Origin of the sequence: Flavihumibacter rivuli (assembly GCF_018595685.2) — a bacterium.
Taxonomy (GTDB): domain Bacteria; phylum Bacteroidota; class Bacteroidia; order Chitinophagales; family Chitinophagaceae; genus Flavihumibacter; species Flavihumibacter rivuli.
This window is the reverse complement of sequence record NZ_CP092334.1, coordinates 1,051,697-1,065,055: the sequence shown is the minus strand read 5'-3', so window position 1 is coordinate 1,065,055 and position 13,359 is coordinate 1,051,697. Positions and strand designations below refer to the sequence as shown.

Here is a 13,359-nt window from a genome sequence, read left to right as displayed (position 1 = left end):
AGCGCAATAAAGTTGTGAGGTCAAAAATAAGGAAACCCGGCCAAAACTAACGGTTGATAGTTTTATTGCCCTGGCCATTTTTCTCATCTCCCAGCAACATGGTAATGGCCTCACCTCCCTCTACCCTTTCCGCAATCAGTTTGGCAATGGCCGCAAAGGGAACGAAAAGGATCATGCCTGCCGCCCCCCAAAGTATCCCACCGGCTATGATGGCAACAATGGTCATGAAGGTATTCAGGTTGAGCCGCTTGCTGACAGCCCAGGGGAAAATGATATTGGCCTCGAGGTATTGTACAAAGGCAAAAATGGCGATAACCGCAAGGGGATAGACAACAGAATTATAAGTCACCCAGGAAATGGTGATGGGAAAAAGGGAAGCGACCATTATACCTACATAAGGGATAAAGGTGAGAATGGCTGCCACACAACCGAAAAAGATAGCATGGGGAATCCCTAAAAGCAGGAGGCCCACACTATTCAGGATACCCACGATCAGGTAAACCAGCAACATACCCTTGATAAAGCCATAATAGGATTCAATGGCGAGTGTTGCCAGTTCAGGGACTTTGTTCCTGAGTGCATCCGGAAGCATCAGCTGCAAGGCATTCACCAGCCTTCTCCTGTAATAAAGGATCAGGAAACTATAGATGGGAATGAGGAGGAGCAGAACGAGAGTGACTGCAGAATTGCTGATGGTGGTTTGAATGAGTTCGAATAAATGCGTGCTGGAATTACTACTGAACTTCTCCAGCCAGTCTTCCTGTACTTCCTTGCTGATATGCCATTTGGTAGTCAGGTAAACGGAAAGGTCCTGGAAGGATTGCAACAGTTTTGCCTTTAAAAGTGGCCAGTCCTTAGTGAAACTTGCCAACTGCTGGACAAGCAGGAAGACAATAGCGGAGAGTAAAAAGGTTATGAGGACCAGGTTGATGATGATAGCGGTTGCCTTACCTATACCTTTTGCTTCCAGCCATTTGCAGATCGGGTAGATGATAAAACTGATCAGCAGGGCAAAGCTCAAAGGAATGAACAATGGCTTACCAACGTACAGGATCACGCCGAGTAAAACAATTAACAGCAACAGCTGTAGGAAACGGGATAGGGAAGTATTTTTCATGTGGCTCACTAAAGATACAATGGTAAACATTATCCGCCTGCTTTAACAGGTAAATGATCAGGGAATGGCAATGGACCACAATTTTGGCCAGTTAGTTTGGGCAGGATAACAGAAATTTGGAAGAACCAGTCGTTAATGAACTATACCGAACCATGGGAAATGCATGATAAGGGGAAGGTAATGGACTTGCTCCATTCCCCCGGCTATGGTTTGAGTACAATTGAAGTAGCAGAACGAAGGAAAGTATATGGATGGAATATCCTGCCTGAACCAAGGGGAAAATCATTACTGGGTATTTTTTTCAGCCAATTCCTTAACCCCCTCATTTATGTACTGATCGCCGCAGGACTGGTCTCCTTTTGGGCAGGTGATAAAAGTGACGCCTTGTTTATCCTGGTGATTATTGTGATCAATGCCTTACTGGGAACCTGGCAGGAGTTTAAAGCTGAGAGTAGCGCAAAAAGCCTGCGTAAAATGGTGAAGGCACATGCCAGGGTATTCAGGGATGGAAGCCTTACCGAGGTGGGGGCGCCTGAACTGGTGCCGGGCGACCTTGTTTGCCTGGAATCAGGGATGCGAGTACCTGCCGATATCCGGTTGTTTGAAGTGAAGGAGTTGTTGATCGAAGAAGCCTTGCTTACCGGGGAGTCCATGCCGGTAGAAAAGCATTGCGTACAAATGCATCAGGTGGGACTTCCGCTGGGTGACCAGGTTAACATGGCCTTTGCCGCTACTACTGTGTTGAAAGGCCGGGCTACGGGTATGGTGGTGAGGACCGGAACCCATACCGAGATCGGTAAGATAGCGGCATCCCTCACCCAAACAGAACAGGAAAAACCACCACTGCTAGCCCGGATGGATATTTTTTCCCGGAAGATCAGTATTGCCGTGGTGGTCATTTGCGTACTGCTGGGCATCATTGGCTGGTTAAGGGGAATGGCTGCTTACGATATTTTCTTCTTTATGGTTGCTGTTGGCGTATCCGCCATACCTGAGGGATTGCCTGTTGCCTTGACAGTTGCCTTGTCCATTGGCACCAGCCGAATGGCCAGGAGGAATGTTATCGTGAGAAGGCTGCCTGCCGTAGAGGGGTTGGGAAGTTGTACACTGATCGCATCTGATAAGACCGGAACCCTTACCATGGACCAGCAATCCGTGAAATTGATATACCTGCCGGATGGGCGGCGTTTGGGGATCAGTGGACAAGGATATAACGGTGATGGCTATGTGATCAATGAACAGGGAGACTTGCTGGACCATGAAGATGACCTTTTGTTCGAACTGGTGAAGGCCGCAGTATTATCCAATGAAGGGGTTTTGAAGAAGACAAGGGATGGATGGGAACATAGTGGAGATGCCGTTGATGTGGCATTGCGCTCACTGGCCTATAAATTGGGGAAAGATCCCGAATATTTTACCCGGGAGGTGGATATCATTCGGATGGTTCCCTATGAATCTGAGAACAAGTACTCTGGTGTATATTATCAATATCGCGACCAGTATTACTTTGCCATGAAGGGTGCAGTGGAAACAGTTAGCAAATACCTTTCTGGTACAGGCCAGCAAATTGCCTTTGAGGAGTCTGAGGGAATGGCAGCTGCCGGTTACAGGGTACTGGCGTTGGCGAGTGGGCAGGTTGATTCCTTTGAAACGGAAAACCTGCCTGAGCTTGATCTCCTGGGGTTGACCGGGCTGATCGATCCCCTGCGGGAAGAAGCCGTCCCTGCCATCCGGGAATGCCGGGAGGCAGGAATAGAAGTGGCCATGGTTACTGGCGACCACCCGGCAACGGCTTTAGCCATTGCCAAGCGGTTAGGTATAGCCGAGAACGATGACCAGGTGATTACGGGTAAGGAACTGGCAGTTCTGGAGAATGCCTCACCAGCTGAATTTTCTGCAGTATTGGCGAGTAAGACCGTATTTGCCAGGGTTACCCCTTTACAGAAGAAGGTGATCATCGATGGCAAGAAGCAACTGGGACATTTTGTTGCAGTAACCGGTGATGGGGCCAATGATGCGCCAGCATTAAAATCGGCACATATCGGGATCGCTATGGGAGCAGGTACTGACCTGGCCAAGGATGCCGCTTCGATCATCGTTACCGATAACAACTTTGCATCCATAGCGGCTGGCGTTGAGGAAGGCAGGTTTACCTACGATAACCTGCGCAAGATCATTTACCTGCTGATCTCTACTGGCCTGGCAGAAATACTGCTGGTGGCATTGCCCATAATCCTGGGTATGCCACTGCCCTTCCTGGCCGTACAATTATTATGGCTCAACCTGGTGACCAACGGGATCCAGGATATTGCGTTGGCTTTCGAGAAGGGCGATATGGCAGTAATGAAGAAACCACCCAGAAGGCCAACCGAAAGTATTTTCGATAAGCAGATGAATGTCCAGATATCAGTGGCCGCCCTAATCATGACCCTGGTAACATTTGGTTGTTGGTGGTTATTGATCAACCATTTTGGCTATGGGGAAAAGCATGCCAGGTCGGTATTGATGATGTTAATGGTATTACTGCAAAACTTTCATGTGTTGAATTGCCGTTCGGAAACCATTTCGTTCCTCAAAACCCCGGTAAAGAATAATTGGACCATCCTGATCGGGATATCACTGGCACAATTGGTGCATATTGGTGCTGCATATCTTCCGGGTATCAGCAAGGTGCTTCAACTGGAACCGATAGCCCTTAGGGAATGGCTGGTGCTTTTGCCTGCGGCACTCACTATACTTCTGGGTATGGAAGTGTACAAGTATATCCGTAACATGAGTGAAAAAAAAATCCCGTCTGAAAAAGACGGGACCAATTTTTTCCGGGACGAGTGAACATTCATTTTCAAAGATATGGACTCACTATTCAACGGTTATTTTAGTCATCTGTGAACTTAAGCCTTGCCAATTATTCTTTTCCCGGATAAGGATTCAAATCATTCAAAGGAAAATGGACCTGTAAACTGGACGCTAACTTTCCACGGATATTGAATGATGGTTGCGTTGACGGTGTAAAACGACAAAATAATGCCCTGAATTGCAAGACAGGTTCGATAAAGTGGAAGAAATACTCGATAAATGGGAAATTATTCAGTAAACCGCAGTGGGATAAGTACTATTACTTCCCATTCGTCGAAAAAACACCAAAAAACTTGCAGGAAACTACAACCCTGCTAATCTTTGCATCATGGTTCCAATTCCTATGAGTCCAATTTTTGAACTCATAATCTCAAACCATGAAAACTAATTATTATCCTTTACCCAAATTGGGCTTCGCCCATTTAAGGTCATTTTTTTCTGCTGTTTTAATTCTCCTTTGCGCTTCAACAGTATCCAGCCAGTCAATTGAATTTTCAAGGTATTCCAGGATTCGGGGTAATGTAGGGAAAAAAGGTGCTGAGTATCTTTTTTCCGGTGCCTACAAAGATGCCAAGGGTAAGCCCCTTGCAGATTGTATTGTTCGGATAGAGAATGTTTCGATCGGTACGACAGTAAAGTACATTAACCAGAACATTTCCGGCCAGGGTTTAATTCTTCCGGCTATAGAATTTGGCTCAAACAACCATCTTGATTCAGTTGAATTAAGCTTTCGCTTTGTACCTTATGGCCAGGGGTTTGAAAGGTCAGAAGGCTATTCTTTCCCATTCCTTGCAGTAGCTGTTACCAACGACGAGGTTCGTAATGCCATGCCCTTTTTCGAATATGATATGGGTAAGAAAAGCAGGCCCATTTATGGCTGGAAAGGTATGAAAGGCCATGTGGAGAGGATTGGTACCGTTTACAGGACAAATGCGAAAAAGCCGGGTCTAGTTAAGAATGTTGCCCATACTTCAACTGAGGAGGCAGTAGCAGTATATAGCGAAACGATCAACCAGTTCAGGGTGAAAATTGGTGTCAACAAAAGGTTTTCGAATGAGATCATTTATACACGCTTTAAGATTGACCTCAATCCTATCAACAATGAGATCAATAATATCCTAAAGCCGATGGTCTATGATTTTACTGCCAAACCATCTGAAAGTAAGGCGCAATTAAGTTGGATGATCGGTGATAATTCTTCCATTGCCTCAATTGATGTGGAAAAAAGTGAGGATGGGATTGAATTTGTCAAGATTGCCAGAATTAAGAAGAACAGGTTGCCATTGGATGGAGAAAGGTTTCAGTTCAATGATAACCATGCCTCCAATCATGCCCTTATTAATGGCTACTACAGGCTAAGGGTTACAGGAGCAGATGGCAAGGAGCAATACACCAAGACAATATCTGTTGTGAATCCTTCAGCTAAAAAACGCGTTCAATCCTTGGTGGTATATGAACCTGAACAATCAAAACTGATCTTTGCAACGCCTGCCAACTGGCGCCAGGAGAAGGTTGAGATCAATGTCTTCAATGATAAAGGTGAAATTGTTAGGCAGATTACAGAACTATATCCTGGTGCGGGTATTGATATTGATTTGACCGACCTGGCCCAGGGTATGTATTACATCCATGCTGAATCCAATGGAGAGTATGCGTTGTCCAGCTATCTCTATTCGGGTACACTTTAGGATTTTTTTTACCTATACTTATTTCCAATTCCTGTGCGGAACCTATTGTTGACCGTACAAACTGTAACTATGATCATGCGTTTTTCTTCATGTCCAGGGAAGAAATACCTGATTGGTATTAACCTGTTCTTTATCGGATTATTCCTGCTTAATGTAAAGTTATTGAGGGCACAAAAAAGTAATTTGGCAAACTTCTATCCTCAATATTCCTCCAGTCATCTTTCGGGCAATCCAATTCCAAAAGCCACTGCAATTGGAGAACCTAAGCACGACCAAGCCATTAATCTGGTCAGGGGTGGCAATTCGGAAAGTGCACCCAGCCTTAGCCTTGACCCATATACCCAGAAACTGATGATCTATCTTCCCCTCAATTGGCAGAAGAAAGAAGTTAATTGCAGGGTGCTGGACTCAAATGGGGAAGTTGTCTGGTATTTCAGTGAAAAGGAGGCAGGGTCCAAAATCTCTTTAGATGCTAAAACCCTTCCTTCAGGTGCCTATTGCCTGCAGTCAAGATGTGGTAAAAACATCGCTGTAGAATATTTTTTCCACCAGGTGCCGTAGAAGGGCTTATTGATTTTAAGCTTAGCAGATCAGTTTCCTGATCAATGGCCTGTTTGCTTTACTTATTGGAATAACATTGTTTTCAATAACGATGCTATTGGACTGTAAACTTGATACTTTTTTTATATTGATGATATAGGATCGGTGAACCTTGACAAATACCTGTGGATTTACTGTACCTGTAAGGGCTTTCAGGGTATTGTGGGAAATGAATTTTTTTCCTGGCGTGATGAATTTTACATAGTCACCCATGCTTTCTATGAACAGGATCTCGTCATTGTGCAGCCTGATCATTTTCCCATCGCACTTTACGTAAACATGTGAAAGCGCATTATCAGCTGGTTCGGGTTCCTTATCTTTTATTTTCTCAATAGCTTTCAGGAACCTGGAATAGGTGAATGGCTTTCTCAGGAAATCTGTTACATCATATTCAAAGCCACTGTAGGCATATTCGATATGGGAAGTGGTCAGTATAACATGGGGCCTGTTGGGCAATTGGTCCAGCAAGGCAAAGCCGTTTTCACCAGGCATTTCAATATCAAGGAAAATTACATCCACCTTGTTTTGGGCAAGGAAGGGAATGGCCGGTTCAATACTGGAAAATATGGCCTTGTTGTCAACCAGGCCGGATTTATCACAATATTTGGCCAGGATCTTTGCTGCAACATCCAGGTCTTCCAGGATAATGGAATGTAGTTTCATAGGTTCATTGGATTTCATTAGGGATTAGATCGATACCTCTTCAGGGCTTCAAGCCCCTCTTACCTTTTCTGGGATTATTACCTGTCATTCAATCACCAATAGTCAGGCAATCCCGTTTCCCGCTCAACCATATTTTCAACGAATTCCTGAAAGGATTATTGCAATCGGGCTAAAGGAAAACCATTAAACGGTGGTATCCGGTAAGGGGGTAATGAAAAAAGCTGCCCTAAGGCAGCTTCGATCAGTTGAAATGAGAGGCAAAATGATATCCCACTTCACATAAGATGAATTCGTTTGGAACGATGTTGAACAGGGTTTGTTCCATATGCTTCTGGTAACGCTTGCTGGTTTCGGGCAGGTGCTCAACCAGCTTCCAGTTCCTGATCTTCAGGACAGCCATTTTGCTGGTGTCCTTAAGGTGGTCTTCGATCAATTGGAATTTCTCGGCAATATATGCCTGGTCATTAAAGTACAGCTGTTGGTTCATAGGTACTTGATTTTTCAATTCAATCATTGGACGGATTGATTCAAAAACGGTCAAAACTATCAAAAAATTGCACATCCCTTAAGCCTAATTTAACTTGCTCATTTCCAGTGATTAAGAAAAATTTGCTATCATTGTTGCAAATCTGACCCATGAAAAGAACCTTGCTTTCATGCCTGTTATTGGCATGCCTGTCCCAGTCCCGTGCCCAATTATTGACCCGTAAGCCTGACCCCTCCTTTAACCAGGCTGTTCAAACCATTTTTTTTGACCTGAAGGATAATTTCAGGGGTATCCAGGGGGAGTTGCTGGTAGATGAGGCGGAATATGAAAAATTCGCCTCTACGGTACAACTTCCTGGTGCAATGGAATGCCTGATCACCCGTTTCCATTCTGTCATTGATACGACTGCCAGTTGGCAGGCCACCATGTTGGTTACGGAAGAATTTGAAGAAGCTGCTTCCTTGTATAAGCAGCTATGCAATCAAATGAAACAAGTAAAATTAAAGATGGTGGATGGCAGTATTGTGTATTTCAAGACCGATATAGAGCCGGTCTCCGGCACCAGGCGATTCTCTACCTCCGTCTTCACCATTCCCTATTACGATCCCCGGATGGCTGATGCCAAGGTAGAAGTGGAATTGGTCAGTTACCTGACAGAATTCAGGGTGCAGGTAAATATCCACACCAAGAAAAAGGATGACCAGATCGGGGGAATATAAAAGGGGCTAAAAAGGAACCCGGTCCGTAAAAAATGGTCAGTAGAAGCCTCCATTATTTTCCGGGCCGGGATCCATTAAATATTCATAGCTACACTTCTTCCAGAACAGCCTGTTTGCTGTATTCCTCTGTCAGTTTTTTCTGCACATCGAAGGGTACAGCCGCGTATTCTGCGAACTGCATCTTGAACTTTGCCCTGCCCTGAGTGATGGAACGCAGGGAAGAAGAATATTCATGCATTTCTGCAAGTGGTATCCTTGCCGTGATCCGGCTGAAATGGCCTTCTGTTTCCAGTCCCTCCACCACTGCCCTCCTGGTCTGAAGGTCACCCATCACTGCTCCGGTCAGTTCTTCAGGACATAATACCTGTAGTTGGTAGATGGGCTCCAGCAATAATGGGTCTGCTGTTTTGAAGGCCTGACGGAAAGCCTGTAAGCCTGCCAATTTAAAAGAGATGTCATTTGAATCGACAGGGTGCATCTTACCATCAAACACACTAACCCGCACATCCCGGACAAAACTTCCGGTCAAAGGGCCTTCCTGCATTTTCTCCATCACCCCTTTGAGGATGGAAGGCATGAAGCGGTTATCAATGGTCCCTCCTACTATACAGTTGTAATAAACCAGTTTTCCTCCCCATGGCAGGTCAATGCTTTCCTTGCCCCTTACAGTAAGGTCGCCAGGTTCAGGCATGCCTTCGTACCAGGGCTCAATGCGCATATGAACTTCTGCGAACTGGCCTGCACCGCCCGACTGCTTCTTGTGGCGGTATTGGGAATCGGATCCCTTGCGGATGGTCTCACGGTAAGCGATCCTTGGCCTGGAGAACTTCACCTCTACCTTATGGAGGTGCTCTATCTTCCATTTGATGACAGCCAGGTGCATATCTCCCTGGCAATGAATGATGGTTTGTTTCAGTTCAGGCGAAACCTCCACCAGTACCGTAGGGTCTTCTTCCTTTAATTGGTGCAGGGCCTGTGCCAGCTTCTCCTCTTCCCCTTTCTGGATCGGCTCAATGGCCATGCTCATATTGGGTGCCGGGAATTCAATGGGATAAAGTTCCATATCCTTTCCCTTCTCATGAAGGGTATTGTTGACATGGGTATTCTTGAGTTTAAGGGTTGCGCCGATATCACCGGCACTCAATTCATTGACATTGGTTCGCTTGTTGCCTTCCACCACATAAAGTTGTGAAATCTTCTCGTTGATATTGGTGTTCTCATTTACCAGTTCCATTCCCGATTTCACCGTGCCTGAATAAACCTTGAAAAAGGACAGGTCGCCTACATGGGGCTCTGATACTGTTTTAAAAACAAAGAGGCAGGTTGGTCCATTGGTATCGCAGGTAAGCTTGCCGCCCCTGATCGTTTGTTGTCCGGGTAACTCATTGGAGCTGGGACAAACATTATCAATGAAGCCCATGAGCCTGCCACTTCCCATATTTCGCTCGGCAGACAGGCAGAATAGCGGAAACAGGTCGTGGTTGATCATGGCCTTCCTAAGGCCATCCTTCATCTCATCCTCATCCAGTTCCCCTTTGTCAAAATAATGTTCCATCAGGGTCTCATCATTGCTGGCTACTGCTTCCACCAATTCCTTATGCAACATTTCAGCCTTCTCCCTTTCTGAGTCAGGGATGGGCAGTTTCTCCGGTTTACCGCCTGTATCCTTGAATTTGTATAGGGTCATCCTTAATACATCAACGATCTCATGGAAACCGGCACCTTGTTGCAGTGGATATTGCACCACCACTATTTTGGAGCCAAAATGATCCCTGGCCTGTTGTACAGTCCTGTCAAAATCAGCTGCTTCATGGTCGAGCTGGTTGACCGCAAAGATCATGGGAGTCCTGAATGCCTCGGTGTACTGCCAGAGGATGTCAGTGCCTACTTCCACGCCCATGGCGGCATTCAACAGCATGATACCGGTGTCGGCTACCCGAAGGGCCGATATTACTTCACCGGCGAAATCATCATAACCCGGTGTATCCATGATATTGATCTTATAGCCTCGCCATTTGGTATGGAGCAGGGTGGAGAAAATGGAATTGCCCCTTTCCTGTTCTAATTCGTGGTAATCGCTGACCGTGTTGCGGGCTGCAACGGTACCCCTCCGGTTGATAATGCCTGCTTCATATAACATGCATTCCGCTAAGGTTGTCTTACCACAGCCGGCATGGCCAAGTAAGACGATATTTTTGACGTGGTTGGTATCAAATTCTGCTGGCATGGCGAGTGGTTTTATTTGATGAGATCAGCCTCCAAAGGGAACAGGATAGCTTGACCGATCATTGTTGATGGTCATACCCAATAGTGGACAACTGCAATTACTGCAGGCGGCTAACGAACTGGCGAAACTCTTCCTTTACGGATTTCAGGGTGTGCTGTAACTGCTGGAATTTATCATTGAATTCTTCATGGGCAGCCCAGGTTGCATCAGTTACCTGCCCATTCTTGGATAATTCCCATTCAGCGATCTGTTCATGCTCCTTAATAGCATGTTTCAGGTCATGAATGTTGATCAGCTGGATGTAAAACTGGTTGGATAAGTGTTCAAGGTCCTGGAGATGGAGTTTGTCGGTAAGGTTGAGGGACAATTTTTGAAGCCTTTCCTTAAGTTCGGAAAATTCTGTCCTGAAATCACGGAGAGCGTCCTTCCAGGCTGAGCACTCTCCGGTAAGCTGTGCGAGATCTGTAGTAACCATGGGAAAAAATTTTAGGTGAATGAAAAATAAACCTCTGATTTCCCGGGGTTGGATTGTTTACTCCTAATTTAAGATAGTTTTTCGGTATCTGGGCAACCTAATTTGGGGATAGGCAATGTGTTGATCCCTGCTATTCTGCGTTCTTCCAAAAGGGGTTGGAATACAAGCCAGAACAACTAAATTTGGAGCATGCGTCGATTCATTGAAATATTGGGCAGCAGCCTTAAAATGGCTTTGGGGGAATTCCGGTCCAACAAGCTCAGGACCTTTCTATCCCTTTTTGGTATCACCATCGGAATATTCTGTATCATAGGTGTGCTGGCCACTGTAAGCAGCCTGGAACAAAATGTGCAGAAGGATATCAAGTCCCTTGGCAGTAATACCATCTTTATTGATAAATGGGATTACAGTGGCCAGATACCCTATTGGAAACTGGTTAACCGTCCCATACCAAAGGTGGAAGAGATGGACTTATTGAGGAAGACCGTACCTGAAGCCTCCAATATTGCTTTCGCCTTGCAGCGGATGGACAAGGTGGAGTTTGAGGATGAAAAACTTGACAATGTAAGGATGTATGGGGTGACGGAGGATTTTTCGAATATCCAAACGATCGAAGTGATAGACGGCCGTTACCTGCAACAAACTGACTTTGATTATGGTTCCAATAGTGCGGTGATCGGTTATAAGGTTGCGGAGGAATTGTTTGGAAGGCCAGAGCGTGCAGTTGGCCGGCAGGTTAAGATCTACGACCGTTGGGTAAATGTGGCTGGACTGATCAAGAAACAGGGTAGCAGTATCATTGGTGGTTGGGAGTTTGACAACTGTGTGATCATGAGTTACCAGTTCATGCGCAGCCTGGTAAGGGAAGAAACATCACAGCCGGTGATCATGCTGCAGGGAAGGGAAAATATTCCCATGGCGGCACTAAGGGATGAAACCACCGGTGCCATGCGCTCCATTCGCAAATTGAAACCTACGCAGAATGATAATTTCTCCCTGAATGATGTGGACGCCTTTGGTGAATTTGCTGCACAGCTATTCTCCGGTATCAATATGGGAGGTTTCTTCATTGCTTTGCTTTCCCTGGTGGTGGGCATGTTTGGGGTAGCCAATATCATGTTCGTTACGGTGAGGGAAAGGACCTCGCAGATCGGGTTAAAAAAGGCTATCGGTGCCCGAAGAAGGGTAATCATGATGGAATTCCTGATGGAGTCGGCCTTCCTGTGCATCATGGGAGGGTTGATTGGATTGATACTGGTTTTCATCCTGACCCAGATCATTTCCGGCATGTTGGGATTCCCTATTTATATCTCTGTCAAGATCCTCGCCTTTGCTATAGGTATCTGTATCTTCATTGGGGTGCTGGCGGGTATTATCCCAGCCTCTATCGCGGCCAAGATGGATCCTGTGGTGGCGATCAGGAGCAAGTAAGCTTATGGGAATGGTCGCTGGCAGCAGGATAATGCAGAAGGAATTTTGAGCTAGCTTTGCGAAAAATGTAGTCTTGGCAATAACGATCCTGGCAATAGAGTCTTCCTGCGATGAAACCTCAGCGGCAATCTGCCGTGACGGCAAGATCCTTTCCAATATTATTGCAACACAGTCGGTGCATGAGCAGTACGGAGGCGTGGTTCCTGAACTGGCTTCGAGGGCACATATGCAAAATATTGTACCGGTAGTGGAAAGGTCACTGAGGGAAGCTGGTGTTGGTTTGGATGAACTGGACGCTGTTGCCTTTACCAGTGCTCCCGGACTGATCGGCGCACTGCTGGTAGGAGCCCAGTTTGCTAAATCACTCGCCCTTGCCCTGAATAAACCATTGGTTACCGTGCACCATATGCAGGCCCATGTAATGGCTAACCTGATCGAAGCGCCGGGACCCACTTTCCCCTTTTTATGTTTAACTGTGAGCGGGGGCCATACCCAGATCGTATTGTGTGAGTCGCCCACCCAAATGAAAGTGATCGGCGAGACCATTGATGATGCAGCCGGTGAGGCATTCGACAAATCCGCCAAATTGCTTGGCCTGCCTTACCCTGGTGGTCCATTAATTGACCGATACGCTAAGGAGGGTAATCCAAAGGCCTACAGGTTTCCGGAACCTCAGATCCCTGGACTGGATTTTAGTTTCAGTGGTTTGAAAACGGCCATTCTTTATTTTATCCAGGAACATACCAGGGAGCAACCTGGTTTTATAGATAATCATCTCCCCGATATCTGTGCCTCCATTCAATACCGGATCGTTTCCATACTGCTCAATAAACTTAAGAAAGCCGCATTGGAAACGGGTATCAAGGAAATTTGTATAGCGGGTGGCGTATCTGCCAATTCCGGGCTCAGGGCAGGACTAACGGAAATGGGCAAGCGCTATGGATGGAATACCTATATCCCACCCTTCCAGTATTGCACGGACAATGCCGGTATGATCGCGATTACAGGGTATTACAAATTCCTGGAAGGGGAATTCGCAGCATTGGATGCAGCTCCCAGTGCCAGGGCCGATTGGAACCAATGAATATAAGACCGA

11 protein-coding genes are annotated in these 13,359 nt (G+C 46.1%); 6 read left to right on the top strand and 5 right to left on the bottom strand.

Features of this window, described 5'->3' with window-relative positions; translation table 11 throughout:
• Positions 1-46 precede the first annotated feature (46 nt).
• The gene (locus KJS94_RS04765; RefSeq protein WP_214446171.1) at positions 47-1,117 is read right to left on the bottom strand and encodes an AI-2E family transporter; all 1,071 of its coding nucleotides are present in this window, start codon (positions 1,115-1,117) and stop codon (positions 47-49) included.
• Between the two features lie 135 nt (positions 1,118-1,252).
• On the opposite strand from KJS94_RS04765, the gene KJS94_RS04760 reads away from it, so the two are divergent.
• The 3 genes from KJS94_RS04760 (at position 1,253) to KJS94_RS04750 (ending at position 6,222) form a co-directional block, all read left to right on the top strand.
• A complete protein-coding gene (locus KJS94_RS04760) occupies positions 1,253-3,949 on the top strand; it encodes a cation-translocating P-type ATPase (protein ID WP_214446170.1) in 2,697 nt (898 codons plus the stop codon).
• A 401-nt stretch (positions 3,950-4,350) separates the two neighbouring features.
• Positions 4,351-5,661: a T9SS type A sorting domain-containing protein gene (locus KJS94_RS04755; protein WP_214446169.1), complete on the top strand. Its 1,311-nt coding sequence runs from the start codon at positions 4,351-4,353 to the stop codon at positions 5,659-5,661.
• Between the two features lie 69 nt (positions 5,662-5,730).
• The gene (locus KJS94_RS04750; RefSeq protein ID WP_214446168.1) at positions 5,731-6,222 is read left to right on the top strand and encodes a T9SS type A sorting domain-containing protein; all 492 of its coding nucleotides are present in this window, start codon (positions 5,731-5,733) and stop codon (positions 6,220-6,222) included.
• Between the two features lie 21 nt (positions 6,223-6,243).
• Here KJS94_RS04750 and KJS94_RS04745 read toward each other — a convergent pair whose 3' ends face one another.
• A complete protein-coding gene (locus KJS94_RS04745) occupies positions 6,244-6,924 on the bottom strand; it encodes a LytR/AlgR family response regulator transcription factor (protein WP_214446167.1) in 681 nt (226 codons plus the stop codon).
• A 241-nt stretch (positions 6,925-7,165) separates the two neighbouring features.
• The gene (locus tag KJS94_RS04740; RefSeq protein WP_214446166.1) at positions 7,166-7,411 is read right to left on the bottom strand and encodes a hypothetical protein; all 246 of its coding nucleotides are present in this window, start codon (positions 7,409-7,411) and stop codon (positions 7,166-7,168) included.
• A gap of 149 nt (positions 7,412-7,560) precedes the next feature.
• On the opposite strand from KJS94_RS04740, the gene KJS94_RS04735 reads away from it, so the two are divergent.
• Complete coding sequence (locus KJS94_RS04735) at positions 7,561-8,130, top strand: hypothetical protein (protein WP_214446165.1); 570 nt, start codon at positions 7,561-7,563, stop codon at positions 8,128-8,130.
• An 88-nt stretch (positions 8,131-8,218) separates the two neighbouring features.
• On the opposite strand, the gene fusA2 is transcribed toward KJS94_RS04735, so the two are convergent.
• Positions 8,219-10,357, bottom strand: coding sequence for an elongation factor G2 (fusA2, locus tag KJS94_RS04730; protein WP_214446164.1), 2,139 nt, complete (start codon positions 10,355-10,357; stop codon positions 8,219-8,221).
• 97 nt (positions 10,358-10,454) lie between these two features.
• Positions 10,455-10,832 carry a hypothetical protein gene (locus tag KJS94_RS04725; protein WP_214446163.1) on the bottom strand — a complete coding sequence of 126 codons (378 nt, stop codon included), beginning with the start codon at positions 10,830-10,832 and terminating at the stop codon, positions 10,455-10,457.
• A gap of 189 nt (positions 10,833-11,021) precedes the next feature.
• Between KJS94_RS04725 and KJS94_RS04720 the strand changes: the two genes are divergently transcribed.
• The gene (locus KJS94_RS04720) at positions 11,022-12,263 is read left to right on the top strand and encodes an ABC transporter permease (RefSeq protein WP_214446162.1); all 1,242 of its coding nucleotides are present in this window, start codon (positions 11,022-11,024) and stop codon (positions 12,261-12,263) included.
• Positions 12,264-12,336: 73 nt separating this feature from the next.
• Entirely contained in the window at positions 12,337-13,347 is a 1,011-nt protein-coding gene (gene tsaD / locus KJS94_RS04715) for a tRNA (adenosine(37)-N6)-threonylcarbamoyltransferase complex transferase subunit TsaD (protein WP_214446161.1), read from the top strand.
• Positions 13,348-13,359 lie beyond the last annotated feature (12 nt).

Coding starts and splice junctions, on each gene's coding strand:
- KJS94_RS04765 (WP_214446171.1), bottom strand. CDS start 1,117: ATGAAAAATACTTCCCTATCCCGTTTCCTACAGCTGTTGCTGTTAATT.
- KJS94_RS04745 (WP_214446167.1), bottom strand. CDS start 6,924: ATGAAACTACATTCCATTATCCTGGAAGACCTGGATGTTGCAGCAAAG.
- KJS94_RS04755 (WP_214446169.1), top strand. CDS start 4,351: ATGAAAACTAATTATTATCCTTTACCCAAATTGGGCTTCGCCCATTTA.
- fusA2 (WP_214446164.1), bottom strand. CDS start 10,357: ATGCCAGCAGAATTTGATACCAACCACGTCAAAAATATCGTCTTACTT.
- KJS94_RS04740 (WP_214446166.1), bottom strand. CDS start 7,411: ATGAACCAACAGCTGTACTTTAATGACCAGGCATATATTGCCGAGAAA.
- KJS94_RS04760 (WP_214446170.1), top strand. CDS start 1,253: ATGAACTATACCGAACCATGGGAAATGCATGATAAGGGGAAGGTAATG.
- KJS94_RS04735 (WP_214446165.1), top strand. CDS start 7,561: ATGAAAAGAACCTTGCTTTCATGCCTGTTATTGGCATGCCTGTCCCAG.
- KJS94_RS04725 (WP_214446163.1), bottom strand. CDS start 10,832: ATGGTTACTACAGATCTCGCACAGCTTACCGGAGAGTGCTCAGCCTGG.
- KJS94_RS04750 (WP_214446168.1), top strand. CDS start 5,731: ATGATCATGCGTTTTTCTTCATGTCCAGGGAAGAAATACCTGATTGGT.
- KJS94_RS04720 (WP_214446162.1), top strand. CDS start 11,022: ATGCGTCGATTCATTGAAATATTGGGCAGCAGCCTTAAAATGGCTTTG.